This window comes from Zoogloea dura (assembly GCF_012927165.1).
Classification (GTDB): Bacteria; Pseudomonadota; Gammaproteobacteria; order Burkholderiales; family Rhodocyclaceae; genus Zoogloea; species Zoogloea dura.
This window is the reverse complement of record NZ_JABBGA010000001.1, coordinates 432,139-456,753: the sequence shown is the minus strand read 5'-3', so window position 1 is coordinate 456,753 and position 24,615 is coordinate 432,139. Positions and strand designations below refer to the sequence as shown.

24 protein-coding genes and 1 riboswitch are annotated in these 24,615 nt (G+C 67.8%); of the genes, 20 read left to right on the top strand and 4 right to left on the bottom strand.

Features of this window, described 5'->3' with window-relative positions:
- Window positions 1–9 precede the first annotated feature (9 nt).
- Window positions 10–1,752 carry a PHA/PHB synthase family protein gene (locus HHL15_RS02005; RefSeq protein ID WP_206198535.1) on the bottom strand — a complete coding sequence of 581 codons (1,743 nt, stop codon included), beginning with the start codon at window positions 1,750–1,752 and terminating at the stop codon, window positions 10–12.
- Here HHL15_RS02005 and HHL15_RS26740 point away from each other — a divergent pair.
- From HHL15_RS26740 to HHL15_RS01925, 17 genes are all read left to right on the top strand, one after another.
- Window positions 1,744–1,869, top strand: coding sequence for a hypothetical protein (locus HHL15_RS26740; RefSeq protein ID WP_268967068.1), 126 nt, complete (start codon window positions 1,744–1,746; stop codon window positions 1,867–1,869). The genes HHL15_RS02005 and HHL15_RS26740 overlap by 9 nt on opposite strands.
- A 168-nt stretch (window positions 1,870–2,037) precedes the next feature.
- On the top strand, window positions 2,038–2,682 hold the full coding sequence (gene trhA, locus HHL15_RS02000; RefSeq protein ID WP_206198534.1) for a PAQR family membrane homeostasis protein TrhA: 645 nt from the start codon (window positions 2,038–2,040) through the stop codon (window positions 2,680–2,682).
- 13 nt (window positions 2,683–2,695) lie between these two features.
- Window positions 2,696–4,855 carry a sensor domain-containing protein gene (locus HHL15_RS01995; RefSeq protein WP_235943169.1) on the top strand — a complete coding sequence of 720 codons (2,160 nt, stop codon included), beginning with the start codon at window positions 2,696–2,698 and terminating at the stop codon, window positions 4,853–4,855.
- Window positions 4,856–5,050: 195 nt separating this feature from the next.
- A complete protein-coding gene (locus HHL15_RS01990) occupies window positions 5,051–5,731 on the top strand; it encodes a substrate-binding periplasmic protein (protein WP_169144123.1) in 681 nt (226 codons plus the stop codon).
- A 125-nt stretch (window positions 5,732–5,856) separates the two neighbouring features.
- Window positions 5,857–6,858, top strand: coding sequence for a hypothetical protein (locus HHL15_RS01985; RefSeq protein WP_169143775.1), 1,002 nt, complete (start codon window positions 5,857–5,859; stop codon window positions 6,856–6,858).
- Window positions 6,859–6,937: 79 nt separating this feature from the next.
- Window positions 6,938–7,453 (top strand): DUF2799 domain-containing protein, encoded by a 516-nt coding sequence (locus HHL15_RS01980; RefSeq protein WP_169144122.1) that lies wholly within the window; start codon window positions 6,938–6,940, stop codon window positions 7,451–7,453.
- Window positions 7,454–7,549: 96 nt separating this feature from the next.
- Window positions 7,550–8,305, top strand: coding sequence for a glycosyltransferase (locus HHL15_RS01975; protein ID WP_169144121.1), 756 nt, complete (start codon window positions 7,550–7,552; stop codon window positions 8,303–8,305).
- Window positions 8,306–8,322: 17 nt separating this feature from the next.
- The gene (locus tag HHL15_RS01970) at window positions 8,323–9,318 is read left to right on the top strand and encodes a UDP-glucuronic acid decarboxylase family protein (protein ID WP_235943167.1); all 996 of its coding nucleotides are present in this window, start codon (window positions 8,323–8,325) and stop codon (window positions 9,316–9,318) included.
- 200 nt (window positions 9,319–9,518) lie between these two features.
- A complete protein-coding gene (atzF, locus tag HHL15_RS01965) occupies window positions 9,519–10,961 on the top strand; it encodes an allophanate hydrolase (RefSeq protein ID WP_206198533.1) in 1,443 nt (480 codons plus the stop codon).
- A 77-nt stretch (window positions 10,962–11,038) separates the two neighbouring features.
- Window positions 11,039–12,163 carry a BMP family ABC transporter substrate-binding protein gene (locus HHL15_RS01960; protein WP_169144119.1) on the top strand — a complete coding sequence of 375 codons (1,125 nt, stop codon included), beginning with the start codon at window positions 11,039–11,041 and terminating at the stop codon, window positions 12,161–12,163.
- A gap of 15 nt (window positions 12,164–12,178) precedes the next feature.
- Window positions 12,179–13,213 (top strand): ABC transporter permease, encoded by a 1,035-nt coding sequence (locus tag HHL15_RS01955; RefSeq protein ID WP_169144118.1) that lies wholly within the window; start codon window positions 12,179–12,181, stop codon window positions 13,211–13,213.
- Window positions 13,206–14,141, top strand: coding sequence for an ABC transporter permease (locus HHL15_RS01950; RefSeq protein WP_169144117.1), 936 nt, complete (start codon window positions 13,206–13,208; stop codon window positions 14,139–14,141). The genes HHL15_RS01955 and HHL15_RS01950 overlap by 8 nt, the downstream gene beginning before the upstream one ends.
- A gap of 37 nt (window positions 14,142–14,178) precedes the next feature.
- Complete coding sequence (gene biuH, locus HHL15_RS01945) at window positions 14,179–14,862, top strand: biuret amidohydrolase (RefSeq protein WP_169144116.1); 684 nt, start codon at window positions 14,179–14,181, stop codon at window positions 14,860–14,862.
- Between the two features lie 4 nt (window positions 14,863–14,866).
- Entirely contained in the window at window positions 14,867–16,447 is a 1,581-nt protein-coding gene (locus HHL15_RS01940; protein ID WP_169144115.1) for an ABC transporter ATP-binding protein, read from the top strand.
- Window positions 16,448–16,454: 7 nt separating this feature from the next.
- Window positions 16,455–17,120 (top strand): cysteine hydrolase family protein, encoded by a 666-nt coding sequence (locus HHL15_RS01935; protein ID WP_169144114.1) that lies wholly within the window; start codon window positions 16,455–16,457, stop codon window positions 17,118–17,120.
- A 10-nt stretch (window positions 17,121–17,130) separates the two neighbouring features.
- The gene (gene hpxZ, locus HHL15_RS01930) at window positions 17,131–17,517 is read left to right on the top strand and encodes an oxalurate catabolism protein HpxZ (RefSeq protein WP_169144113.1); all 387 of its coding nucleotides are present in this window, start codon (window positions 17,131–17,133) and stop codon (window positions 17,515–17,517) included.
- A 4-nt stretch (window positions 17,518–17,521) separates the two neighbouring features.
- Window positions 17,522–18,235, top strand: coding sequence for a GntR family transcriptional regulator (locus tag HHL15_RS01925; protein ID WP_169144112.1), 714 nt, complete (start codon window positions 17,522–17,524; stop codon window positions 18,233–18,235).
- A gap of 32 nt (window positions 18,236–18,267) precedes the next feature.
- Here HHL15_RS01925 and HHL15_RS01920 read toward each other — a convergent pair whose 3' ends face one another.
- The 3 genes from HHL15_RS01920 to HHL15_RS01910 form a co-directional block, all read right to left on the bottom strand.
- A complete protein-coding gene (locus HHL15_RS01920; RefSeq protein WP_169144111.1) occupies window positions 18,268–18,843 on the bottom strand; it encodes a TMEM165/GDT1 family protein in 576 nt (191 codons plus the stop codon).
- Window positions 18,844–18,848: 5 nt separating this feature from the next.
- Window positions 18,849–19,023: riboswitch (yybP-ykoY riboswitch) on the bottom strand.
- Between the two features lie 57 nt (window positions 19,024–19,080).
- Window positions 19,081–19,779, bottom strand: coding sequence for a M24 family metallopeptidase (locus HHL15_RS01915; RefSeq protein WP_169144110.1), 699 nt, complete (start codon window positions 19,777–19,779; stop codon window positions 19,081–19,083).
- A 37-nt stretch (window positions 19,780–19,816) separates the two neighbouring features.
- Window positions 19,817–20,890, bottom strand: coding sequence for a flavin reductase family protein (locus HHL15_RS01910; RefSeq protein ID WP_169144109.1), 1,074 nt, complete (start codon window positions 20,888–20,890; stop codon window positions 19,817–19,819).
- Between the two features lie 115 nt (window positions 20,891–21,005).
- Between HHL15_RS01910 and pdxR the strand changes: the two genes are divergently transcribed.
- The 3 genes from pdxR to kdpA all read left to right on the top strand — a co-directional run bounded on the left by pdxR (window position 21,006) and on the right by kdpA (window position 24,608).
- Window positions 21,006–22,484, top strand: a complete 1,479-nt coding sequence (gene pdxR, locus HHL15_RS01905; protein WP_169144108.1) for a MocR-like pyridoxine biosynthesis transcription factor PdxR — start codon at window positions 21,006–21,008, stop codon at window positions 22,482–22,484.
- A gap of 238 nt (window positions 22,485–22,722) precedes the next feature.
- Complete coding sequence (kdpF, locus tag HHL15_RS01900; RefSeq protein WP_169144107.1) at window positions 22,723–22,815, top strand: K(+)-transporting ATPase subunit F; 93 nt, start codon at window positions 22,723–22,725, stop codon at window positions 22,813–22,815.
- Window positions 22,812–24,608 (top strand): potassium-transporting ATPase subunit KdpA, encoded by a 1,797-nt coding sequence (gene kdpA, locus HHL15_RS01895; RefSeq protein WP_169144106.1) that lies wholly within the window; start codon window positions 22,812–22,814, stop codon window positions 24,606–24,608. Before kdpF ends, kdpA begins: the two co-directional genes overlap by 4 nt.
- The last annotated feature ends 7 nt before the right edge of the window (window positions 24,609–24,615 follow it).

Genomic DNA, 24,615 nt, shown 5'->3' with positions numbered 1-24,615 from the left:
CCGTGCGCTTCAGGTCTGCAGCACATGAGTGCCGGGGGCTGCGCACAAGGGGGCGAAACCGGCGCCGGCCTTGCCCATCGGCGGTGCGGCAACAGGCTGGCCCGAGCGGGCATCCAGCCACGCGGTCCATTCCGGCCACCAGGATCCGTCATGGATCGGGGCGGCCCTGAGCCATGCCTCCGGGTCGAAATAGCGGCCGTCGTGGGGGCGGGTGAGCACCTGGTAGCTGCGGCCCGCTACGCCGGGCGGATTGACGATACCCACGTTGTGACCGCCGGAACTGAGCAGGAAGGTGACGGGTACGTCGGCGAGCAGGTGCAGCTTGTGCACCGAGCGCCATGGCGCCACGTGGTCGCGCAGGGTGGCGACGCAAAAGATCGGGCAGGTGATGTCGGTCAGTGCCACCGGCAGGGTGCCTACGGGGTAGCGGCCGCTGGCCAGATCATTGTCGAGGAACAGGCGCCGCAGGTATTCGGTGTGCATGCGGTAGGGCAGGCGGGTTCCGTCGGCATTCCAGGCCATCAGGTCACTCAGCGGGCGGCGTTCGCCCATCAGATAGTCCTTGAGCAGTCGCGACCAGACGAGATCGCGGGAATTGAGCAGCTGGAAGGCGCCGGCCATCTGCGTGGTGTCCAGGTAGCCCTGGTCCCACATGATGTCCTCCAGGAAGCTGACCTGGCTGTCGTCGATGAACAGGGCCAGTTCTCCCGGCTCGGTGAAGTCAGTCTGGGCCGCCAGCATCGTCAGCGAGGCCAGGCGCTCGTCGCCGTCGCGCCCCATGGCTGCGGCGGCAATCGTCAGCAGGGTGCCGCCCAGGCAATAGCCGGTGGCATGGATGCGCTGCCCCGGCACGACGCTGGAGACCGCATCGAGCGCGTCCATCACCCCCAGGCGCAGGTAGTCATCCATGCCCAGGTTGCGATCCTGATGGCCAGGGTTGGCCCACGAAATGGTGAATACCGTATACCCCTGGTCCACCAGGAAACGGATCAGGGAGTTGCCCGGCGAAAGATCGAGGATGTAGTACTTCATGATCCACGACGGAACGATCAGGATCGGCTCGGGCCTTGCCTGAGGGCCGGCGGGGGCGTACTGGATCAGTTCGATCAGGTGGTTGCGGAAGATCACCTGACCCGGCGTGACTGCCACCTCGTGTCCGGGGCGGAAGGCCTGTGCTCCCGGTGGACCTGATTTCGACTGGCGTTGCTGCACATCGTCCATCAGGTTGTGCAGGCCCTGGACCAGGTTGGCGCCGCCGGTCTGGGCGGTACGTTCCAGCACCTCCGGATTGGTCCACAGGAAGTTGGCTGGCGACATCAGGTCCAGCAGTTGGCGGATGGTGAAGCTGACGACGTTTTCATGATGGGGCGACACCCCGCGCACGCCGGTCGATGCCTTCTTCCACCAGGCTTCGGTGAGAAGGAAGGACTGGCTCCAGATATTGAAGGGCCACGCCTGCCAGCCCGGGTGGGTGAAGCGGCGGTCGGGCAGGGATGGATCAAGGCCCAGGGTGCCGGGAGGGCGTGGGGCCTGCTGCAGGCGGCCGGGGAACCGCATGAGGGCTTCGACCAGCTCCCGGATGAGTCCGGCCTGCTCTGCCGGGTTGCGGGAGAGGTGCATGAGCCAGTCTTCAAAAGCCATGGCCAGCGCTGCGGGCGAGATGCCACCGGTCAGATGCGCGAGCTGGGCGTGGGTGAGGCGGTCCAGATTGCCGCCCGGCAGGGGGAGTCCGGTAGTGGGGACATGGCTCATGAGGATTCCGTTTTCCTGGGTGAGGATGACGCGAGCCATCATCCCCACCTGTCGGCGCTGCGTCTGTATGGCAGCGCACCAAGCCTGGCGCAGGCGGCAGGCGCCGAGACCCTGTAGCCTGAGTGCGTCAGCGCACAGAGTGGGACGGAGACCCGTCGCATACTGGGCGGGCTGATCAACTTCCACGGAGGTTCCGCGTCTTTGCGTGTATCTGCAGAACGGCCGGCTCGCCGGTTACCGCACCTTGCTCCGGCGGCGTGCATGACATGAATGGAGGGAAGCAAGATGCGTGATCGCCCCCAGTCGGCTGCAGAAGAGCTCGCCAACAGCATCAGTCATGGGCTCGGCTTTGTCCTGGCCCTGATTGCCGCGCCGGATCTGATCGCCTCCAGCGCCCAGCAGGGAAGGCCGGCGAACATCCTGGGGGCCTGTGTCTTCGCCGGCACCATGGTGATGCTCTACCTCAGTTCGATGCTCTACCACGCAGCCCCGGCGCACAACAGCCGGGCCAAGCGGCTGTTGGGAAAGCTGGACCACGGCGCGATCTACCTGTTCATTGCGGGCAGCTACACCCCCTTTGCGCTGGGCGTGCTCGACGGCGCCTGGGGCTGGACGCTGCTCGGGCTGGTGTGGGGGCTGGCGGCAGTCGGTCTGGTCCTCAAGGCCCTCGACCGCTTGTCCAACCCCTACCTCTCCACCGGGCTGTACCTGCTGATGGGCTGGCTGGTGGTGATTGCCGCCGTACCGCTGATCGAGCGGGTCTCCCCGACGGGGCTGGCGTGGCTGGTCGCCGGGGGGCTGGCCTACACGGGAGGCGTGGTCTTTTACCTGACCGACGCCCGGCTGAAGTTTGGCCATTTCATCTGGCATCTCTTTGTGATGGCGGGAACCAGCTGCCATTTTTTTGCCGTGCTCTGGTATGCCGGCTAGTCGAGGAGACGCAATGACCATGCAATCCGCCATACCGCCGGCCGGTGAAGACGGTGCCGATAGCCGGGAGGATGCCGAGCCTTACTTCCAGGCGCTTGTCGAAACTTCGCCACTGGGCATCTTTGCCATTGATGCGCAGGGAATCTGTGTCTATGCCAATCCTTCCTGCTGCCGGATTGCCGGGCCGGGGGGCGAGCCGCTGGAGGGCTGCGACTGGCACCACTTCCTCTGCCCTGAGGATCGCCTGCAGGCCTCGGCCGCATGGACGGCGACCACGCAGCAGGGCATCCCCTTCCGTCTCGAGGCCCGCTGGCTGTGTGCCGACGGCAGCCTGTCGTGGGTCCGGCTGAACGCTGCCGTCCTGCCGGGCGCCAATTGCCGGCCCGGCCATGTGTTGACGGTCGAGGACATCTCCGATCGCAAGGCCGCCGACGAGGTGCTGCGGCTGGCGGAGGAGGCCTTGTTCGCCGAGAAGGAGCGGGCCCAGGTCACGCTCAACTCGATCGGCGATGCGGTGTTGACCACCGACATGCCGGGCAAGGTCACCTACATGAACCTGGTGGCGGAGAAGATGACCGGCTGGTCGCGGGCCGAAGCGCTGGGCAGGCCCCTGGCCGAGGTATTTCACATCGTCAACGGGCTCACCCGCGAGGTGGCTGCGGATCCGGCACGGCGTGCCATGGCCGAGGACCGGACGGTGGAACTGGCAACCGACTGCGTGCTGGTGCACCGGGATGGCTCGGAATCATCCATAGAGGATTCAGCAGCGCCGATCCACAACCGGGACGGCCGGGTCAGCGGAGCCGTGATCGTCTTCCACGATGTCAGCGAGTCCCGCGCCATGGCGGCCAGGATGTCGCATCTGGCACATCACGACTTTCTTACCGGGCTGCCCAACCGGGCGCTGCTGACGGAGCGCCTGTCACAGGCCATCGGCCTGGCGCGGCGGCGTCACAAACAGGTGGCCCTGCTGTTTCTCGATGTCGACTACTTCAAGCATATCAACGACTCCCTCGGGCACCGGATCGGCGACCTGCTGCTGCAGGCCCTGGCCGAACGCCTGATCGCCTGCGTACGGACGACCGATACGGTGTGCCGGCAGGGGGGCGACGAATTCGTGATCCTGCTGTCGGAGGTCGAACACATCGATGACGCCACCCGGGTCGCCGAGAAACTGCTCCAGGTCTTCTCCTTGCCCCAGCTCATCGATGGGCACGAACTCCACGTGACCCTGAGCATCGGCATCAGTGTCTATCCGGACGATGGTGACAACGCAGAAGCCGTCATGCAGAACGCCGATACGGCGATGTATCACGCCAAGGCGCGGGGCCGGAACAACTGCCAGCTGTTCCGGCCTGAGATGAACACCCGTGCGGTACAGCGCCAGTTCATCGAGAGCGGCCTGCGACGGGCCCTGAAGCAGGGGGAGTTCCTCCTGTATTACCAGCCGAAGATCGATCTGCACTCGGGGACGATGACCGGCGCCGAAGCGCTCATCCGCTGGCAGGACCCGCAACTGGGCCTGATGCAGCCGGCCCAGTTCGTCCCCATTGCCGAGGAGTCAGGGCTGATCGTGCCGATCGGCCGCTGGGTCATGCGCGAAGCCTGCCGGCAACTCAAGGCCTGGCAGGATGCCGGCCTGCTGGCGGTACCGGTATCGGTCAACATCTCGGCGGTGGAATTCCGCCACAAGAGCTTCCTGGAAGGCGTCGCTCTGATCCTCTCGGAGACCGGCCTGTCCCCGGAGCTTCTCGAGCTGGAGCTCACCGAGAGCATCCTGATGCAGGATGCGGAGGCTTCGGCCCTGGTGCTGACTGCTCTCAAGCGCATGGGCATGCAACTGGCCATCGACGATTTTGGAACGGGGTATTCGAGCCTGAGCTACCTCAAGCGCTTTCCCATCGACACCCTGAAGATCGATCAGTCCTTTGTTCATGATGTCGCCACCGACGCGGATGACGCGACCATCGTCAGTGCCATGATCGGCATGGGCCGCAGTCTCAAGCAGCGGGTCGTCGCCGAGGGCGTTGAAACCCTGGAGCAGCTTGCCTTCCTGCGTGCCCACCAGTGCCACGACGGCCAGGGTTTCCAGTTCAGCCAGCCCTTGTGCGCAGAGGATTTCCGGCGCTTGCTGGGCAGTGGCACCAGGGTGACGACGCCACACTCCCAGTGATTACCTTCACGGGGGGCAGTCGAATGGAGGGGCCACCCCCTGTTTGACGAGGAGACGATTGCCTATATTGTGTGAATGGTTATCTCAAATGGTGTGCGGAAAGTCTCAAGGGCGCTTGTCGCAGGGATCGTTCTGGCCTGCTCGAGCCTGCTTGCGCTTGCCACCTCTGTGCAGGCCGCTGAGGCCGAGGGGCAGGTGCTCCACTTCTACACGACCGAGGTTCCCCCCCTTGCCTTTACGGACAAGGATGGAAGCATCACGGGTTACTGCGTCGAAGTCGTCAGGGCGCTTCTGCGGCGTACGGGGGATCGGGGTGAAATCGTCAGCCTGCCCTGGGCGCGTGCCTACCAGACAGGCCTCAGCGAGCCCAATACCGTATTGATCTGCCCGAAGCGCACCGAAGAGCGCGAAAGGCTCTTCCAGTGGGTCGGTCCCCTGTACAGCACTTCGACCGAGTTCTTCGCGCGCACTCAGGATCGCGTCCGCATCGACAGCCTGGAGGAGGCTCGCAGGGTGAATAGTGTCCTGATCCCGCGGGACTTCTATCCCGTACCCAATCTTCAAAGGGCAGGATTCCAGAACCTGTACCTGACCGCGTCGCCGCAAGCCAGTGTGCGCATGCTCCTCGGCGGGCGTGCGCCCGTCATGGTCCTGGACAGGCTCATGCTGCCTGATTTGCTCAAGCAGGAGGGGGTGCCCACGGATGCTATCGAGCGCGTGTTTGCCCTTTCGCCCGACACTGGTTACCTGACCTTTTCGCGCGACTTGCCTGCAGCGGTGGTCAGGCGCTGGCAGTCCGCCCTGGACGACATGCAGCGGACGGGGACCCTGGGTCACTTGAAGCGGCGATGGCTGGGCGGCGAGCCTCCTCGGTAGCCACCGTGAGCGGGGGCGGGCGTTTGCGGCCTTGGGACCCGCCAAATTCTGTTAGTGTCCCTCCAGTTTCAAAGTCATGCTTTTTTCGGGATGGCTGCATCAATTATTCGGGGAGGTAAAACAACATGTCTGAGCATGCTTTGATGCGCGCCTGCGTGCACTTCTGTGCGTGCGTGCTGGTGTCGCTGGCGGCCATTCATCCGGCCTGGGCCGAGTGGCAGCAGGGTGAGTACCGGATCATCAGGGCGCAGTACGGCACAGCCGAGCGCAATGTGGACGTGACCGCGAGGCTCAAGGAACTGGCCCAGCGCGACGAGCGCTTCCGGCTCGGCAATAGTGTCTTCGGCGTGGATCCGGACCGGGGGCGTGGGAAGGTCCTGCGCATCTACGCGGTGGGGCCCGATGGCCGTAACCGTACCTTCGAATACACCGAAGGCAGCTGGGTGGATGGCTCCCAGTTCGAAGGCTGGCGCGGTGGCACCTGGGGGGACGGCGATCGCAACGACAACGGGCATGCGGGCTGGGGTGACAGGCCGGGCCATCAGGATGGTCGTGATGGCGAGTACCGGATCCTCCAGGCCCAGTACGGCACGGCCGAGCGCAACGTGGATGTGACATCGCGGCTCAAGGATCTGGCCCGTCGCGACGAGCGCTTCCGCCTGGGCAACGACACCTTCGGTGTCGATCCGGACCGGGGGCATCGCAAGGTCCTGCGGATTTATACGGAAGGTCCCAACGGTCGCAACCGTACCTTCGAGTACACAGAAGGCAGTTGGGTGGACGGTGCCCAGTTTTCCGGCTGGTCGGGGGGCAACTGGGGGCAGGGCGGCTGGCGCGGTGGCTGGGGCGGCGAGCGGCCGGGCTATGGCAATGGCTACGACAACAGCAGCCGGAGCGGCCTGCAGATCCTGCGCGCCGAGTACGGCGCCAGCAACCGCAGGATCGACATCACCTATCGCCTGCAACAACGGGTCAGTCAGGGCCGCCTGAATGTCAAGGTGGACAACGAGACGGCGGGTGACGACCCCGCTGAACGCCAGGACAAGAAGCTGTGGATCACCTACAGCGTGGATGGCCGTGAAATGAGTCGGGTGGTGAAGGAAGGCCGCTTCCTGATGCTGCCCTGATTGGTCCTGACCCTCTGGAGCCAGTTGCGCCATGCGCCCCTTTGCTGCTGCGTGTACCGTAATACTTGCCGTTCTTGCCTTGAGTGCTTGTGCGACCCTCGACGAAAAGGAATGCCGCTCCGTCAGCTGGCGCGAGCTGGGAGTCAGGGATGGCCGCATGGGCTATCCGGCGGGCCGGCTCGCCGAACACCAGGAGGCCTGCGCAGAATTCGGCATCCGTCCCGACCCTGGGGCCTATGCGCGCGGGCGCCTGGACGGCCTGGAAAGCTATTGCCAGCCGCGCAACGCGGTGCGCGAGGGGTTGGCCGGACGTTCCTATCAGGCCGGGGTCTGCCCGCCCGGCAGGGAGGCGGCGTTCGTTTCCCTGCACCGGGCCGCCTACGAAGTTCATGAGTCCCGGGCGCGTATCTCTACCCTTAACGGGCAGTCCGATTCGATCGAGCGGGAACTGCGCAGTGACAAGCTGAGCGACGAGCGGCGTGCCCGCCTGCGCCATGAACTGCGCGAACTGGATCGCGACCTGCGACGGGAGCGTGACCAGTTGCGCTGGAAAGAGAGCGATCTGGACCGGTTGTCGGGGCGTCTGGCGTACTGAACCCGGCTCGTCCGGTGGCGGCTTCACGCCCGCGGCCGGGGGCGCGTGCCCGGCCTCCCTGATGTAGAGTGCCTTCGTTCACCCGAAGAGGCCCTCATGCGTGTAGCCGTCGTCACCCCCTATTACCGCGAGCCGCTGGAGAAGCTCGAACGCTGCCATGCCAGTGTGATCAACCAGACCCATGCCGATGTAACCCACATCATGGTGGCCGACGGCTATCCGCGCGCCGAGGTGAATGCCTGGCCGCGCTGCCAGCACATCCCGCTGCCCCTCTCACATGCCGATTCCGGTGACGCGCCCCGCCTGATAGGTTGTGCCTCGGCGGCGGCCCAGGCCTTCGACGCCGTGCTGTTGCTGGATGCGGACAACTGGTTCCAGCCCGATCACATCGAGACCCTGTTGCGGGTCCAGCAACGCCATGCCGCATTGGTCGTGACCTGCGCCCGGCGCCTGGTGCGGCCGGATAACGGAGAGCTGCTCGGGCTGTGCGCCGAGTCCGACGGCCGCCGCTTCAACGACACCAACTGCTACCTGGTCATGGAGCAGGCCTTCTCCCTGTTTGCCGCCTGGGGTTTGCGGACGCAGCAGGTGACGCGCAGCATCGGTGGGCTCGGCGACTGCCTGTTCTGGGATGCGGTGAGCAAGAGCAACGCCCACCGGGTCCATTCGCCGCTGGCCACGGTCAACTACGAAACCTCCTTTGCCATCCACTACCTGTCGCGCAAGCTGCCGCTGCCCGACTTCGCCAAGGTGAACGTCTGGCTGCCGGCCGAGGAACGCTACCGCCAGACCAGCTATGCCGAATACCGCGACCTGGTGGCCGCCGGCCACACCGCCGATCAGGGCTATTGATGCCTCACCACACCACCATGAACACAAAGGACGCACCGGCCATGTCGCACATCGTCGTGACCGGCGGGGCCGGTTTCCTGGGCTCCCACCTGTGCGAGCGCCTGCTCGGCCTGGGGCACCGGGTGTTGTGCATTGACAACCTGCACACCGGCAGCCGCGACAACATCGCTCCCTTGCTGTCCCATCCGGACTACCGCTTTGTCGAGCATGACGTCACCCGCCCCCTGGTGCTGGAGGAGCAGGTGGATGAGATCTACAACCTGGCCTGCCCGGCATCGCCGGTGCACTACCGCAGCGATCCGGTGGGCACCCTGAAGACCTCGGTGCTGGGGGCGCTCCATACGCTGGATCTGGCGCGGGCGCACAAGGCCCGCATCCTGCAGGCCTCCACCAGCGAGGTGTATGGCGATCCCGAGGTGCACCCGCAGTCCGAGAGCTACCCCGGCAACGTCAATCCGACCGGGCCGCGGGCCTGCTACAACGAGGGCAAGCGCTGCGCCGAGACCTTGTTCTTCGACTATCACCGGGAGTACGGCGTGGATATCCGGGTGGCCCGGCTGTTCAACACCTACGGGCCGCGCATGCTGCCCGAGGACGGGCGGGTGATCTCCAGCTTCATCGTCCAGGCCCTGCGCGGTGAACCCCTCGGGCTGTTCGGCGATGGCCTGCAGACCCGTTCATTCTGTTACGTGGATGACATGATCGACGGGTTGATCAGGCTCATGGCGGCACCGGCCGGAGCCGAAGGGCCGGTGAATCTCGGCAACCCCCGGGAATTCACCATCCTCGAGCTGGCCCGGCAGGTTGTCGCCTTGACCGGGGCTGCATCGGAGCTGGTCTTCAAGCCCTTGCCCGGTGACGACCCGCGGCTGCGTCAGCCGGACATCCGGCTGGCCCGGCGGCTGCTGGACTGGCAGCCATCCGTCGAACTGGACGAGGGGCTGGAGCGGACAGTCGCCTGGTTCGAGCGGCAGCTGGGCCTCGCCCGTTCGCGCAGCGCCACGACAGCCTGACGGTCGGGTGCGGCGCCCGGCCGCGCACTGTGCTTGTGCCTGAAGGCGCGGCCTCTCCCACTGACGGTGCAGCGCACCATCCGGCGGATTTTCCATTCGTTTTGTAAGTAGCTGATTGCTATGAGGAAGCCTGAAAGGCTTCAAGTGGCATGCATGCTGCTTATTTGGATTCCATCTTGTATCCAAGATTGGGTCCTCAAGTGAATGCCAGTCTGCCGCCGGTTCTGACCATTGAATTCGTGCTTGAAGGCTACCGGAACGGAAGCTTCGTTCCGAGCGAGCTGATCAGGGCGGTGCTGGCCCGCATCGCCGCGGCCGACGACCCCACGATCTGGATCAGCGTGGCGACGGACAGCGGGCTGCGGGCAAGGCTGGCCGGGATGGATGCGCGGCTGCGTGCCGGCCCCGCCGCGGTGCTGGAGGCCGAACCTCTGTTCGGCGTGCCCTTCGCGGTCAAGGACAACATCGACGTGGCAGGCTTCGCGACGACGGCTGCCTGCCCGGCCTTTGCCTACCTCCCCGAAGCCTCGGCAGACGTGGTGCAGCGCCTGGAGGCGGCGGGTGCCATTGTGGTGGGCAAGACCAACCTGGACCAGTTTGCCACCGGCCTGGTGGGGACCCGCTCGCCCTATGGCGCGGTGCAGAGCCCCTTTCATCCCGACTACATCTCCGGCGGTTCCAGCTCCGGCTCGGCGGCGGCCACGGCACTGGGGCACGTGGCCTTTGCCCTGGGCACCGACACCGCCGGGTCGGGGCGGGTCCCGGCGGCCTTCTGCAACCTGGTGGGGCTCAAGCCCACGCCTGGCCTGCTCTCCAGCAAGGGCGTGGTGCCGGCCTGCCGCAGCCTGGACTGCGTGTCGGTATTTGCCCACACGGTGGCGGAGGGCTGGCGGGTCATGGGGCTTGCCTGTGATGGCGGCACTGCGCCTTCCCGGGGCTTGCCGCCGCGGGAGCTGGTGGCGGGCGTTCCGGCGGGGTTGCAGGATGAGCTCGACCCCCAGGCCTGGGATGCCTTCCAGTCGGCGCTCGTGGCACTGGGCGACGGGGACGGGCCCGGCTTCGAGGAGGTGGATCTGGCGCCCTTCCACGAGGTCACCTCGCTCCTGTACGACGGCCCCTGGGTGGCCGAGCGCCGGGCCGCACTCGGGAGCTTTTTCGATGCCCACCGCGACGGGATGGATCCGGTGGTGGCCGCCATCATCGCCTCGGCCGACGGCATGAGCGCCGCCGATGCCTTCCTGGGGCGCTACCGCCTCGACGAGCTGACGCCGGTCTGCCTGGACGTCTTCCGGCATGTCGACGTGCTGCTGGTACCCACCACGCCCACCACCTATACGAGCCGGGAGGTCGCCGAGCGCCCCTTCGAGCGCAATGCCCGGCTCGGGCGCTTTACCAATTTCGTCAATCTGCTGGGCCTGAGCGCCCTGGCCATGCCCGGGCCGTTCCGGGCGGACGGCCTGCCGGCGGGGGTGACCCTGATCGGCCCGGCCGGCGCCGACCACCTGCTGGCCGAGATCGCGCGCCAGTGGGAGCCGGCCCTGCATGCCCGGCTGGGGGTGAGCTTCCGGGTGCCGCCGCGCTGCACGGCGAGCCTGCCGCCCTTGCCCTTTGCCGAGCCGGCGGGCAGCAGGCGAAATCCTTGATTTGCTGCGGCACGGCGCTGGCCGTCACCGCTGATAGCCGTCCCCCCATTCCGAACCGACAGAAAGAGAGCTGAACCATGTCTGCATCCCGCATCCAGTCTCATCGTCGCAATCTGCTGCGTCTCCTCGGCGCCGGCGCCGCCACCCACATGCTGCCCTTCGGCATCGGGCGGGCCGCTGCCGCCGACAAGCTGGTGGTCGGGGTGATCTATGTCGGGCCGCGGGATGATTTCGGCTACAACCAGGCTCAGGCCCAGGCGGTGGCGGTGATCAAGAAGCTGCCCGGGGTGAAGGTCATCGAAGAGGAAAAGGTGCCCGAGACGGTGGCGGTGCAGAAGACCATGGAGGCCATGATCAACCAGGACAAGGCGACCCTGATCTTCGCCACCTCCTTCGGCTACTTCGACCCCCATGTGCTGAAGATGGCCGAGAAGTATCCCAACGTGCGCTTCGCCCATTGCGGCGGGCTGTGGACCGAGGGCAAGCACCCGAAGAACGTCGGCAGCTTCTTTGGTTACATCGACGAATGCCAGTACCTCAACGGCATCGCCGCGGCCTCGGCGAGCAAGGGCAAGAAGCTCGGCTTCATCGCCGCCAAGCCGATCCCCCAGGTGCTGCGCAACATCAATGCCTTCCTGCTGGGGGCCCGCTCGGTGGATCCGAAGGCCACGGTGCGGGTCATCTTCACCGGTGACTGGTCCTTGCCGGTGAAGGAGGCGGAGGCCGCCAACAGCCTGATCGACCAGGGCGTGGATGTGCTGACCTGTCACGTGGACAGCCCCAAGGTCATCGTCGAGACGGCAGAGCGGCGGGGCGCTTTCAGCTGCGGCTACCACGCCAGCCAGGCCAAGCTGGCGCCCAAGGGCTACCTGACCGGCGCGGAGTGGGACTGGCAGACGCCCTATACCCAGATCATCAAGGCCACCATCGAGGGCAAGCCGATGGTCAACTTCCTGCGCGGTGGCTTGAAGGACGGTTTCGTCAAGCCCTCGCCCTTCGGCCCTGCGGTGTCGGCCGAGGCGCGCAAGAAGTCCGACGCGGTCAAGGCGGCGATGATGAAGGGCGACTTCCCCATCTTCAAGGGCCCCCTGGTGGACAACACCGGCAAAACGGTGGTGGCGGCCGGCAAGGTGCTTGGTCAGCAGGATCCGCTGCTGGAGGGCATGAACTACCTGCTCGATGGCGTGATCGGCCAGATCTGAGCGACGGGGGCCGCCATGAACGCCGTCCGGACCCTTGCCGCGCCCTTCATGCCCTTCACCGCGGCGGTGCTGGCCGCGGCGCTGCTGTTCGCCCTGTTCCTGGCCGCCCAGGGTTTCCCCGCCATGGAGGCGCTGGAGCTGGTGGTGGAGGGCGCCTACGGTTCCTCCTTCGCCTGGCAGAACACCTTGTCGCGGGCGGCGCCACTGATGCTCACAGCCCTCTGCGTGGCCCTGCCGGCCCGTGCCGGGCTGGTCATCATCGGCGGGGAAGGGGCCCTGGCGGTGGGGGCGCTGGCGGCGGCCGTGGTGCCTGCGGCCTGCGCAGGCTGGCCGGCGCTGCCGGTCCAGCTGCTGATGGCGGCGGCGGGCTTCATCGCGGGCGGAGCCTGGATCGCCCTGTCGGCCTGGCTGCGCCACGCGCGGGGCATCAACGAGACCATCTCCAGCCTGCTGCTGGCCTACATCGGCATCGCCCTCTTCAACTTCCTGGTGGAAGGCGTGCTGCGGGACCCGGCCAGTCTCAACAAGCCCTCCACCACTCCCCTGGCGGAGCCCTTCCTGATCGGCGCGATGCCGGGGATGGAGGTGCATTGGGGGCTGTTCTGGGGCGTGTTGATCTGCCTTGCGATGGGCTTCCTGGTGCGCCAGACGGTGTTCGGCTTTGCCGTCGGGGTGGTCGGCGGCAATCCCAGGGCCGCCATGATGGCCGGCCTGCCGGTGGGCGGGCTGATCCTCACCGCCTGCTTCCTCGGCGGCGGAGCGGCCGGCCTGGCGGGCATGCTGGAGGTGGCGGCGGTGCACGGCAGCGCCAATGCCGCGCTGCTGGCCGGCTATGGCTACGCCGGCATCCTGGTGTCCTTCGCGGCCCGCCACAACCCGCTGGGCATCATCGCCTGCGCCATCCTGGTGGGCGGCATCGGCGCGTCGGGCAGCCTGCTGCAGCGCCGCATCGACCTGCCGGACGCGGCTACCCTGGTGCTGCAAGGGGGCCTGTTCGTGGCCCTGCTGGCCTTCGAAACCCTCAACCGCAAAGGAGTCCGTCGTGTCTGATGGTGGTGACAGCCTTGCTTTCGGCAGCCTGGCGCTGGCCTTGCTGGGGGGCGCGCTGCGGGTCAGCACGCCGTTTCTCTTCGTCAGCCTGGGGGAGTGCATCACCGAGAAGTCGGGGCGCATCAACCTGGGCCTGGAAGGCATCCTCGTGCTCGGGGCGATGAGCGGCTACGGCGTCTCGCTGGCCAGCGGCTCGCCCTGGCTGGGGGTGCTGGCGGCCGGCCTGTGCGGGCTGATGATGGGGCTGCTGCATGGCGGCCTGTGCTCCCTGGCCAAGGTCAATGACATTGCGGTCGGCATCTCGCTGATGCTCTTTGGCACCGGCCTGGCCTTCTTCCTGGGCAAGCCGCTGATCCAGCCCCAGGCGCCGATGCTGCCGTCCCTCGAGCTGGGGGCCTGGAGCGACAGCGCCCAGCTGCAGTCGGCCCTGCGCATCAATGTGCTGCTGCCCCTCGGCCTGCTGCTGGCGCTGCTGCTGCACTGGGGCTTCCGGGCCAGCCGCTGGGGCCTGGCCCTGCGCCTGGTGGGCGACAACGCCGCGGCCGCCCGTGCCCTGGGCTACCCGGTGGTGCCCATCCGCATCGGCGCGACGGCGGCGGGCGGCTTCCTGGCGGGGGTCGGCGGTGCCTTCCTGTCGTTGTATTACCCCGGCAGCTGGAACGAGGGCCTGTCCAGCGGCCAGGGGCTGATGGCGGTGGCGCTGGTCATCTTCGCCCGCTGGAACCCCCTGCGCTGTGCGCTGGCCGCGCTGCTCTTCGGCGCGGCGGGGGCCCTCGGTCCGGCCCTGCAGTCGCAGGGCATCACGGCCGGCTACTACCTCTTCAATGCGGCGCCCTACGTGCTGACCCTGGCCCTGATGGCGGCCAGCTGGACGCCCGGCCGCAGCCTCGCCGGGGCCCCGGGCGAGTTGTCCCTCACTCAACGCTAACCCAACGCTGAATCAACGCTGAACCCGGAGTACGACCATGACAGACTTCAGCCTCGCGGCCGATCCCTATCCCTGGCCCTGGAACGGTGACCTGACGCCGGCCAACACGGCGCTGATCATCATCGACATGCAGACCGACTTCTGCGGCGTCGGCGGCTACGTGGACAAGATGGGCTACGACCTGTCCCTGACCCGCGCCCCGATCGAGCCGATCAAGGCGGTGCTGGCCCGCCTGCGCAGCCTGGGCTTCTTCATCATCCACACTCGCGAAGGGCACCGCCCCGACCTGGCCGACCTGCCGCCCAACAAGCGCTGGCGCTCCCAACGCATCGGCGCGGGAATCGGCGACAGCGGGCCCTGCGGCCGGATCCTGGTGCGCGGCGAGCCCGGCTGGGAGATCATCCCCGAACTCGCGCCGCTGCCCGGCGAGGTGATCATCGACAAGCCGGGCAAGGGCTCCTTCTACGCCACCGACCTGGAGCTGGTGCTGCGCACCCGCGGCATCCGCAACATCATCCTGAGCGGCATCACCACCGACGTGTGCGTGCACACCACCATGCGCGACGCCAACGACATGGGCTTCGAATGCCTGCTGCTGGAGGACTGCTGTGGCGCCACCGACCACGGCAACCACCTGGCGGCGCTCAAGATGATCAAGATGCAGGGCGGTGTCTTCGGTGCCGTGTCCGACTCGGCCAGCCTGCTGGCGGCCCTGGGCTGAGGCCATGGATCCGCTCACCCACTCCCTCACCGCGGCTGACCTGCAGCACCGCGGCGCTGCCGTCGAGGCCTTCCGGGTCACCAAGCGCTTCGGTGCCTTCACCGCCCTCGACGCGGTCTCCATGAAGGTGGAGGCGGGCAGCTTCCATTGCCTGCTGGGCGAGAACGGCGCCGGCAAGAGCACCCTGGTCAAATGCCTGGTGGGCTACCACCCGCCGGAGGAGGGCGGCTTCATGGTGGACGGCCGCGAGCAGGACATCCGCAGCCCGCGCGACGCCCAGCGCCTGCGCATCGGCATGGTGTACCAGCACTTCACCCTGGCGCCGGGCATGACGGTGGCCGAGAACCTGCTGCTGGCCCGCGGCGACCTGCCCCTGCGCATCGACTGGCGCCACGAAAAGGCGGCCCTCGCCGCCTTCCTGGACAGCACCCCTTTCCGCCTCGACCTGAACGCCCTGGTGGCCGATCTGGCCGCCGGCGAGAAGCAGAAGCTGGAGATCCTCAAGCAGCTCTACCTGGGCCAGCGCCTGCTGATCCTCGACGAGCCGACCTCGGTCCTGACCCCCGGCGAGGCCGACGAGGTGCTCGGCCTGCTGCATGGCATGACCCGTGACGGACGCCTCACCGTGCTGATGATCAGCCACAAGTTCCGCGAGGTGAGCGCCTATGGCGACGGCGTCACCATCCTGCGCCGCGGCAAGCTGGCAGGCAGCGGGCGGGTCGGCGATCTGAGCACGGCAGAGATGGCCGAGATGATGGTGGGCAGCAGCGTCGCGGTGAGTTCGGGGAGGCGCCGCTGCGCCGCCGACCAGACCCAGGCCATCGGCGAGGTCCGGCTGGACGTGGAGGGGCTCCACGCCGACAACGACCGGGGCACGCCATCGGTGCGCGGCCTCGACCTGAGCGTGCGGGCCGGCGAGATCGTCGGGGTGGCCGGGGTGGCCGGCAACGGCCAGAAGGAGCTGGTCGAAGTCCTGCTCGGTCAGCGCAAGGCCAGCGCCGGGCAGGTCCGGGTGGCCGGCGAGGACTACCAGGCCAGCCGCGCGCAGATGCGCCGCCACGGCGTCTTCAGCCTGCCGGAAGAGCCTCTGCGCAATGCCTGCGTGCCGGCCATGAGCGTGGCCGAGAACATGGGCCTGCGGGATTTCGACATCGCCCCGTATGCGGGCGGCTGGCTGAGCCTGGGCTTCCTGCGGCGCGGCGCCCTGACCCGCCGGGCGAAGACCCTGATCGAGGCCTTCGGCGTGCGCCCGGACGATCCCGCCGCCGCCATCGAGAACCTGTCGGGGGGCAATGTGCAGCGAGCCGTGCTGGCGCGGGAGCTGTCCGGCCCGGTGCAGCTGCTGGTGGTGGCCAACCCGGTGTTCGGGCTGGACTTCGCCGCCACGGAGGCCATCCACCGGCGCCTTGACCAGGCCCGCAACGAGGGGGCGGCGATCCTGCTGGTCAGCGAAGACCTGGATGAGCTGCTCGAGCTGTCCGACCGCATCGTGGTCATGTCCGAGGGCGTGATCGCCTACGAGGCCCTGGCGGGCCAGGCCGATGTGGCCGCCATCGGACGTTACATGGCCGGCCACGGCCACTGAGGAAATCATGCCGATCATCCATGCCCAACCCTTCGACTACATCTTTGAGCCGGCCCGCAGCGCGCTGATCGTCATCGACATGCAGCGCGACTTCATCGAACCCGGCGGCTTCGGCGAGAGCCTGGGCAACGACGTCTCGCTGCTGGCCGCCATCGTGCCGACGGTGGCCGCGCTGCTGGCCCTGTGCCGGCGCCACGGGATCACCGTGATCCACACCCGCGAGGCGCATCGCCCGGACCTGTCCGACTGCCCGCCGGCCAAGCGGGAGCGGGGTGCCGCCAGCTTGCGCATCGGCGACCCCGGCCCGATGGGGCGCATCCTCGTGGCCGGCGAGCCGGGCAACGACATCCTGCCGGCGGTGGCGCCGCTGGCCGGTGAGATCATCATCGACAAGCCGGGCAAGGGGGCTTTCTACGCCACCGCGCTGGGCGAGATCCTGCGCCTGAAGGGCATCACCCACCTGATCTTCGCCGGCGTCACCACCGAGGTCTGCGTGCAGACCACCCTGCGCGAGGCCAACGACCGGGGCTATGAATGCCTGCTGATCGAGGACGCCACCGAGAGCTATTTCCCGGCCTTCAAGGCGGCCACCCTGGAGATGGTCCGCGCCCAGGGCGCGATCGTTGGCTGGACGGCGCCGCTGGCGGCGCTCGCGGCGGGCCTCGAAACCTGAAGGAGCCTGTATGAGCCTGTCCCCTGCAGTGAACCTGCCCCACGTTGCCAAAGCCATGGCCCAGGTCTTCGAACGCTACGAAGCCGCGCTGATCGCCAACGACGTGGCGGTCCTCAACGAACTTTTCTGGGACAATCCGCTGACCGTCCGCTTCGGCATCGCCGAGATCCATTACGGCGCCGAGGCGATCCGCCGATATCGGGAGCTGTTCGTTCCCCCCGCCAACATGCCGAGACAGCTGCGCAACCTGGTGATCACCACCTTTGGCGAGACCTTCGCCACCGCCGACGTGGAGTTCCTGCGCGACGGTGATCCCGTGGGGCGCCAGAGCCAGACCTGGGTGCTGTTTCCCGAGGGCTGGCGGGTCGTCTCGGCCCACGTGAGCATGCTGACCTGAGCCCATGGGCAATACCAGCCGCCCCAAAGAAAACGCACTTGCCTCCCGGATCTACCAGCAGCTCAAGGACGAGATCTTCTCCTTCCATCTGCTGCCGGGTGACCGCTTCACCGAGACCCTGATCGCCGAGCGCTACGGCGTATCACGCACACCGGTGCGCCACGCCCTGTACCGCCTGGAGCGGGAGGGCTTCGTGCAGGTGTATTTCCGCAGCGGCTGGTCGGTGCGCAATTTCGATTTCGACCGTTTCGACCAGCTCTACGACCTGCGCACGGTGCTGGAACTGGCCGCCGTGCAGCGCATCTGCGAGGCGCCGGAGACCGCGGACCTGAGCGCCCTGGCCGACATCTGGCTGGTGGACAAGGCCGAGCGCCTGCCCGATGGCCAGCGCGTGGCGGCCCTCGACGAAGCCTTTCACCAGGGCTTGATGCAGGCCACCGGCAACCGCGAGATGGCCGCGGTGCACCAGGAGGTGACCGAGAAGATCCGCGTCATCCGCCGCCTGGACTTCACCAACCCGGCGCGCATCCAGGCGACCTACGACGAGCACGCCCAGCTGCTGCGCCTGCTGATCCAGCGCAAGACGGCCCAGGCCGGCATCCTGCTGCGCTCGCATATCGAGGCGAGCAAGGCCGAGGTGCGCAAGATCACCCTTCACCATCTGCATGCCGCCCGCCAGGAGAGTCTGGCACGGGCTGGCGCGGTGCAGCCGGGCTAAGCTCCGCCGCTTCCTCGCCGGCCCGGCGGTGTTCAAAGGCCGAGACCTTCGCCCGCACCGAGCAGGGTGGCCACCCCGAGCACCGCAAAAATGGCCGCGGCGATGCCATGCACCAGGCGCACCGGCATGCGGTGGGCAATGCGGTCGCCGAGAATCACTGCCGGCACATTTGCAATCATCATGCCAATCGTCGTGCCGGCCACCACCACGGCCAGGTTCTGGTACTGGGCGGCCAGCGCCACCGTGGCGATCTGCGTCTTGTCGCCCATCTCGGCCAGGAAGAAGGCCACCAGGGTGGTGCCGAACACGCCCATGCGGGCCAGCTTGGCATCCTCCTCCTCGAACTTGTCGGGGATCAGCGTCCAGATCGCCATGCCGATGAAGGACACGCCGAGCACCCAGCGCAGCGTCTGCGCGCTGACCAGGTGGGTGATCCACTCGCCGACCGCACCGGCGCATCCGTGATTGACCAGGGTGGCCACCAGGATGCCGACGATGATGGGGACGGGCTTGCGGAACTTGGCCGCGAGGATGAAGGCGAGAAGTTGCGTCTTGTCGCCGATTTCAGCGAGGGCGACGATGCCCGTGGAGACGAGGAAGGCTTCCATGATCTGATTCCCTGGCCGGACGGAGACGGATGACCACCACGCCCGTCCGGCCAGTCCGGGGGCGAGGGTGGTCAAAGGTCTTGCCAGGTTCGGGAACTGCCTGCGCCATGGCTGGTTGGCCAAGTATGTTGACGCAGGCTCCTTCAGGTAGAAGGTCGGCTACTCCCCAATGACGGGGCGCATGGTACGCAAAAGCGGCAGCGCCGTCTATCGTCGGGGTGCGGCCCGTCCCGGCGATCAGAAGTAGCTGTCTTCCAGCAGCAGGTCTTCGAAGAACGCACCGTAGGCTTCGCTCGGGTGGCGGATATGGATCTCCAGGACCCACAGCAGCCGCGAGGGTGCGAAGTCGGCCTCGGCCAGGGGCCCTTCATGGATCGCCGCATGGGGAAAGTCGGCGATGCGATGGCCGGAGAGGTCCATGTTGAGGACCCAGCCGCGGGCGGCGGCGCAGGACACCGCATAGTCGTAGAGGGCGCGTCCGGTCGCTCTTTCGCTCAGCCATTTGCGCCGCACCTCGTGGAAGATCGCGCGGGCATCGGCGGCGCAGCGGGCCTTGTCGGGATCGCTGCCGGTCACGAAGCTGTCGCCGCCGTCGCCTTCCCAGTCCTTCCAGACCGGACCGATGTCGATGAAGAAGAGATCATCCTCGCCCAGCACCACGCCGGGGTCGGAGGGCGCACCGAAGGTCTTGGTGGTGTTGCTGCCGAAGCGCACATAGACATCGTGCCAGCCGCGCAGCATGCCGGCTTCGGCGAGGAGGTCGCGGGCCATCTCCACGGCGTCTTCCTCGAACATGCCGGGCTGGACGGCGGCGGCGATGCGCTCGATCGCCTGACGGGTCAGGGTCCGGACGTGGAGGAGGCGTTCCGGATCAAAGGCGGGGCCGACGCCCTCGAGGCGGGCCTGGTCCGGGCTGCTGATGGCTTGGGTGGTCATGGGGTGGATCCTTTCACTGGGTGGTGGAAAAAGCGTTTCAGGGGAGTTCGATGCGCAGGCCGTCGAGGGGCGCTTCAAGGCAGATCTGGCAGGCCAGGCGCTGGTCGGGGCCGCTCTCGAGGGCGGCGAGGAGACGGGCCTCCTTGCGTCCGGCCGGCGGCAGGGCGGCCCGCCAGGCCGGATCGATACCGATCCGGCAGGTGCCGCAGGCGGCCTGGCCGCCGCACACGCCCTGCAGCAGGCCGGCAGCGGCCAGGGTGTTCAGGACCGTGCTGCCCGGGGGGGCTGCGAGCCTGCGGGCGGGCGCCTGTGGAAGCGCCACCTCGAGGCTCAGGCTGGCGTCGCTGGAGGACATCGGCGCGGCGGCCTGTGCCACGAAGGCGTCGGCGTGGAAGGCATCCGGCGCGAGCCCGCAGGCGGCCACCAGCAGCATCCGCGCCGCGTCGACCATGGCCGATGAGCCACAGGCGATGACGCGGGCGCCATCCAGCCTGGGCAGATCGTCCGCTGCAGCCGCCTGCACGTAACCACGGCGGCCCCTCCAGGGCTCGGCGGGTGCGGCGAGCACCGGGGTGAAACGGAAATGGGCATGGCGGATGGCGAGGGCTGCGAATTCCTCGCCGAGGTAGAGATCCGGCTGGTCCAGGCCGCCCCAGTACAGATGCACCGGATGCCCGCCCGCACCGCCCAGGTGGCGGGCCAGCATGGCGCGGATCGGTGCGATGCCGGTGCCGGTGGCCAGCAGCAGGAGCGGGGCCCCGGCCGTGTCCGGGGGCGTCCACACGCAGTCGCCGTAAGGCCCGCCGATGTCCAGGAGGGCGCCGGGGCAGGCTGCATCGCTGCGCAGCCAGGTGGAGAAGCGGCCGCCGGGCAAGGTCCGGATGTGCAGTTCGAGGCGGCCGTCGCCCTGGCAGGCAGCGGCGGGGGAATAGCTGCGCGCAGTGCCGTCCGGCAGGCGGACGGTGACGAACTGCCCCTCCCGATAGGTGAGTGGCGGGCCGGCGATCTGGCTCAGTTCCAGGCGCAGGACTTCATGGTTGAGCGGGGTGAGCGCTTCCAGCCGGAAGGGCTGGAGGCGGGCCTGATCGGGTGGCGGTGCGGTGCGGGGCATGGGGGCGATCTCGGGTGCTCATCAAGGCCCCCATGCTAGGATTCTGCTGGCCCACCAAAAACCGCCAGTTTCTGGAAAATGACTGGTCCAGATAAAACCCAAGCAGGTGCCCTCCATGCTCCGCCCCTGGAAGATGAAGCTGGCGATCCAGCGCGACCACACCTTGCCGGTGCATCTGCAGATCGCCCAGTACCTGGCCGACGAGATCGGTCGCGGCCGCCTGGTGCCGGGCTCGGCCTTGCCGGGCACGCGGGAGGTCGCCGCCGACCTGGCTGTCAATCGCAAGACCGTGGTGCTGGCCTTCGAGGAGCTGGCGGCCCAGGGTTGGGTGAGCACCCAGGGGCGCCGCGGTACCTTCGTGGCGGCCCGACTGCCCGGCCCGCCGCCGGAGGTGCCCACGGCCACGGCTCGCCCGATGGCCTCCGGTGAGCCGCCCTACCGGCTGTACGGGCGGCCGCTGGAGCGCCCCCCGGCCGTCGGGGAGCAGGCCGCAGTCACGTTTTCGGATGGGGTGCCGGACGCCCGGCTGATTCCCTATGACGTGCTGGGGCGCGCCTACCGGCGGGCCCTGATCGATACGGCACGGCACAACGGCCTGGGCTACGGCGACCCCCGTGGCGACCCGGCCTTGCGCCAGTCCGTCGCGCGCATGCTGGCCGAGGAGCGGGGCTTGCAGGCCGGGCCCGACAAGGTCTGCATCGTGCGGGGCAGCCAGATGGGCATCTACCTGGCCGCCCGCCTGCTGGTGAGGCCGGGAGACCACGTGGCGGTGGAGGCGCTCAGCTATCCGCCGGCCCGGGAGGCTTTCCGGGCGGCCGGGGCGGAAGTGCATGGCCTCGCCATGGACGCCGACGGGATGCGGCCCGACGAACTCGAGCGGCTGTGCCGCCGCACGCGCATCCGTGCTGTGTATCTCACTCCGCACCATCAGTTTCCGACGACCCGGCTGATGCCGGCCGAGCGGCGCGTGCACCTGCTGATGCTGGCCGAGCAGTTCGACTTCGCCATCGTCGAGGACGACTACGACCACGAGTTCCACTTTTCCCACCGGCCGATGTTCCCCATGGCCAGCGTCGACCGCTCGGGCCGGGTGATCTACGTCGGCTCGCTCTCCAAGGTGCTGGCGCCAGGGCTGCGGGTCGGCTACGTGGTCGGTGCGCCGGCCTTGATCGACCGCTGCGCGGCGGAGATCCTGCTGATCGACCGGCAGGGCAATCCGGTGACGGAGCGGGCGGTGAGCGACCTGATGGACAGCGGCGAACTGAAGCGCCACATCCGCCGCGCCCTGCGGGTGTATGAGGCGCGGCGGAGCCTGATCGCCGGCCGGGCGGCGCAGCTGCCGCCCCAGGTGGATTTCACCCTGCCGCCCGGCGGGCTGGCCCTGTGGTTGCGCCTTGATCCGGGCGTGGACGATGAAGCCCTGATCCGGCTGGCGCGGGAGGAGGGGGTGCAGATTCCTTCGTCCCGGCCTTTCTGTGCCACCGGCGACCTGCCCGGGGGGCTGCGCCTGGGCTATGCCAGCCTGGCGCCGGCCGAGATCGAAGCCGGCCTCGACGGGCTGGCCCGGGCCCTGGCGCGCTTGCCCGTCGCCTGAGGATGCCGGGCCCGGCAGGGTGAGCCTTTCGCGGGCTTTCCCGGCTTTTTTACAGGTCCTTTACAAGGCCACCATCCCTTTTGCGAACGTTTTGATACCGCCCTGCCTAGCATGACGGTACTCAATTCCGTGCTTCGAAAGGGACATTCATGGACTTCACATACCTCGCGATCACCGCCGCCATGGTGGCGCTGGTGATCGGCCTTGCGGTCGGATGCGACCGCCTGGGAGGCGGGCGATGAGCGGGCTCTACGTGCTTGGCGCCTGCATCGCCGCGGCGCTGCTGGTCTATCTGGTGGCAGCCCTCCTCAAACCGGAGAACTTCTCATGAGCACCCACGCCTGGCTCCTGCTGGGGGCCTTCCTGGCCGTCCTGCTGCTCGCGGCCAAGCCCCTCGGCCTCTACATCGCCTACCTGATGGAAGGGCGCCTGCGCATTGGCCGTCCCCTCGAAAATGTCGTGTACCGCCTCGCCGGCGTGCGCCCCGACGAAGAGATGGGCTGGCTGCGCTACGCCCTCGCCATCCTGCTGTTCAACGCCCTCGGCGTGCTGTCGGTGTATGCACTGCAGCGCCTGCAGCTGGCACTGCCGTTCAACCCGCAGCAGATGCTGGCGGTCACGCCGGATTCGGCCTTCAATACCGCGGTGAGCTTCGTCACCAACACCAACTGGCAGGGCTATGGTGGCGAATCCACCCTGGGCTACCTGGTGCAGATGCTTGGCCTGACGGTCCAGAACTTCCTGTCCGCGGCCACCGGCATCGTCGTCGTGATCGCCCTGATCCGCGGCCTGGCCCGCCATAGCGCCGCGACCGTCGGCAATGCCTGGGTGGACCTCACCCGCGCCACCCTCTACCTGCTGCTGCCCCTGTCCTTCCTGATCGCCATCGTGCTGGCGGGGCAAGGGGTGATCCAGAACCTCGATCCCTACCGGGAGGTGACGACCCTCGAAGTCACCCGTTATGAAGCCCCCCGGCTTGACGCCGCCGGCCAACCCCTGACCGACGACAAGGGCGCGGTGCTGACCGAGCCGGCCCAGACCGCCGTGCAGACCCTGGCCATGGGGCCGGTGGCATCCCAGGAGGCGATCAAGATGCTCGGCACCAACGGTGGCGGCTTCTTCAACGCCAACTCGGCCCACCCCTATGAGAACCCCACGCCCCTGAGCAACTTCGTCCAGATGCTGGCGATCTTCCTGATCCCCGCCGCCCTCTGCGTGAGTTTCGGCCGCATGGTCGGGGATGGCCGGCAGGGCTGGGCGGTGCTGGCCGCGATGACCCTGATGTTCGTGGTGGCGGCCGCTGCGGTGATGAGCTTCGAGCAGCAGGGCAATCCGCGCCTGGCCGCGCTGGGGGTGGATCAGCTGGGTGGCCCGCTGCAGTCCGGCGGCAATCTGGAAGGCAAGGAGGCGCGCTTCGGCAGTGCCGATTCGGCCCTCTTCGCGGCAGTGACCACGGCCGCCTCCTGCGGCGCGGTGAATGCCATGCACGACTCCTTCACCCCCCTGGGCGGCCTGGTGCCCCTGGTGAACATGCAGCTCGGCGAGGTGATCTTCGGCGGGGTCGGCACCGGGCTCTACGGCATGCTGGTGTTTGCCATCCTGGCGGTATTCATCTCCGGCCTGATGATCGGGCGCACGCCGGAGTACCTGGGCAAGAAGATCGAAGCCCACGAGATGAAGATGAGCGCCATCGCCATCCTGGTCACGCCGCTGCTGGTGCTGCTGGGCACTGCCATCGCGGTGATGAGCGAGGCGGGCAGGGCGGGTATCGCCAACCCGGGCGCCCACGGCTTCTCGGAGATCCTCTACGCGCTCACCTCCGCCGCCAACAACAACGGCAGCGCTTTTGCCGGCCTGTCCGCCAACACCCCCTTCTACAACGTGCTGCTGGCGCTGGCCATGTGGTTCGGCCGCTTCGGCGTGATCGTCCCGGTGCTCGCCATGGCCGGGGCCCTGGCTGCCAAGAAGCGTCTGCCTGCCGGTGCCGGCACCCTGCCGACCCATGGCCCGCTGTTCGTCACCTTGCTGATCGGCACCGTGCTGCTGGTGGGGCTGCTCAACTACGTACCGGCCCTGGCCCTCGGGCCGATCGTCGAGCACCTCGTGCTGTGGCTGGGTGCCTGAGGAAAAG

Bases quoted from the DNA above. Each gene is read 5' to 3' on its own strand.
- HHL15_RS26740 (WP_268967068.1), top strand. From the start codon at position 1,744: ATGGCTCATGAGGATTCCGTTTTCCTGGGTGAGGATGACGCGAGCCAT.
- HHL15_RS02005 (WP_206198535.1), bottom strand. From the start codon at position 1,752: ATGAGCCATGTCCCCACTACCGGACTCCCCCTGCCGGGCGGCAATCTG.
- trhA (WP_206198534.1), top strand. From the start codon at position 2,038: ATGCGTGATCGCCCCCAGTCGGCTGCAGAAGAGCTCGCCAACAGCATC.
- HHL15_RS01995 (WP_235943169.1), top strand. From the start codon at position 2,696: ATGACCATGCAATCCGCCATACCGCCGGCCGGTGAAGACGGTGCCGAT.
- HHL15_RS01985 (WP_169143775.1), top strand. From the start codon at position 5,857: ATGTCTGAGCATGCTTTGATGCGCGCCTGCGTGCACTTCTGTGCGTGC.
- HHL15_RS01975 (WP_169144121.1), top strand. From the start codon at position 7,550: ATGCGTGTAGCCGTCGTCACCCCCTATTACCGCGAGCCGCTGGAGAAG.
- HHL15_RS01970 (WP_235943167.1), top strand. From the start codon at position 8,323: ATGAACACAAAGGACGCACCGGCCATGTCGCACATCGTCGTGACCGGC.
- HHL15_RS01960 (WP_169144119.1), top strand. From the start codon at position 11,039: ATGTCTGCATCCCGCATCCAGTCTCATCGTCGCAATCTGCTGCGTCTC.
- HHL15_RS01955 (WP_169144118.1), top strand. From the start codon at position 12,179: ATGAACGCCGTCCGGACCCTTGCCGCGCCCTTCATGCCCTTCACCGCG.
- biuH (WP_169144116.1), top strand. From the start codon at position 14,179: ATGACAGACTTCAGCCTCGCGGCCGATCCCTATCCCTGGCCCTGGAAC.
- HHL15_RS01940 (WP_169144115.1), top strand. From the start codon at position 14,867: ATGGATCCGCTCACCCACTCCCTCACCGCGGCTGACCTGCAGCACCGC.
- HHL15_RS01935 (WP_169144114.1), top strand. From the start codon at position 16,455: ATGCCGATCATCCATGCCCAACCCTTCGACTACATCTTTGAGCCGGCC.
- hpxZ (WP_169144113.1), top strand. From the start codon at position 17,131: ATGAGCCTGTCCCCTGCAGTGAACCTGCCCCACGTTGCCAAAGCCATG.
- HHL15_RS01925 (WP_169144112.1), top strand. From the start codon at position 17,522: ATGGGCAATACCAGCCGCCCCAAAGAAAACGCACTTGCCTCCCGGATC.
- HHL15_RS01920 (WP_169144111.1), bottom strand. From the start codon at position 18,843: ATGGAAGCCTTCCTCGTCTCCACGGGCATCGTCGCCCTCGCTGAAATC.
- HHL15_RS01915 (WP_169144110.1), bottom strand. From the start codon at position 19,779: ATGACCACCCAAGCCATCAGCAGCCCGGACCAGGCCCGCCTCGAGGGC.
- HHL15_RS01910 (WP_169144109.1), bottom strand. From the start codon at position 20,890: ATGCCCCGCACCGCACCGCCACCCGATCAGGCCCGCCTCCAGCCCTTC.
- pdxR (WP_169144108.1), top strand. From the start codon at position 21,006: ATGCTCCGCCCCTGGAAGATGAAGCTGGCGATCCAGCGCGACCACACC.
- kdpF (WP_169144107.1), top strand. From the start codon at position 22,723: ATGAGCGGGCTCTACGTGCTTGGCGCCTGCATCGCCGCGGCGCTGCTG.
- kdpA (WP_169144106.1), top strand. From the start codon at position 22,812: ATGAGCACCCACGCCTGGCTCCTGCTGGGGGCCTTCCTGGCCGTCCTG.